The sequence below is a fragment of the Oleiphilus sp. HI0086 genome (assembly GCF_001635225.1).
The window spans coordinates 1-877 of record NZ_LWFZ01001221.1 but is presented as its reverse complement, the minus strand read 5'-3'; the positions used below and the strand labels follow the sequence as shown (position 1 = coordinate 877).

The window sequence follows — 877 nt, the reverse complement described above, 5'->3', positions numbered from 1 at the left end:
AATTTACCAAACCTAACTGCGATGCCTCATCGTCATCCTTGTATTTGTGGTGTCACTCACTTTAGGGGGCAGACTGTCCCAGTTATCAATTTAAGTCAGGCAATTGGTATGAGGCCGCTTGAGGTTAACAGTGAATCCATTATTGTCGTCACTGAATATAATCGAAGTGTGCAGGCTTTTTTGGTTGCCGGAATAGAGCAAATAGTTAACCTCAATTGGGAAGATATCATGCCGCCTCCGGTAGCGGCGGGTAGGGCGCATTACTTAACGGCCATAACACGCTATCAGGAACAGATTGTCGAGATTATTGATGTAGAGAAGGTCTTGTCAGATATTTCTCCGTATTCAACTGATGTCTCTGAAGAGCTTCTCGAGAATGAGTTGATTGATTCATTAGGAGAAAAGTTTGTTTTGGTGGTCGATGACTCACCGGTCGCAATTGCACAGGCGACCGGTACGATAGAAAAGCTAGGTTTACCTACCATTACTGCACCAAATGGCTTAAGAGCTTATGAAATGCTTAAGGAGTGGGCGGATAATGATCCGGAAAAGCTTAAGCAATGCTTACTTGTGCTAACAGATGCCGAGATGCCGGAAATGGATGGTTATCGACTAACGACTGAAATTCGTAAAGATGATCGATTGAGCCACTTTTATGTAATTATGCATACTTCTTTGAGTGGTAGTTTTAACCAGGCTATGGCAGAGCGAGTTGGGTGTAATCGCTTGCTATCCAAATTTCAGCCTGATGAGCTTGCAACAGCTGTTCTTGACTACGTCAAAGAACAGGCTTCTTAAATGTCTGAATATAAAATTTCCGCTTTGAATATTCATCCGGTCAAATCTCTTGGTCCGGTATCCTTAAGTGAAGTTGAAA

Annotated in this window: 1 protein-coding gene; it reads left to right on the top strand. The window is 42.8% G+C overall.

What is annotated here, in order from left to right:
* Positions 1-798, top strand: a 798-nt coding sequence (locus tag A3756_RS21370) for a chemotaxis protein (protein WP_082865418.1), incomplete at its 5' end; no start/stop codon positions are given.
* Positions 799-877 lie beyond the last annotated feature (79 nt).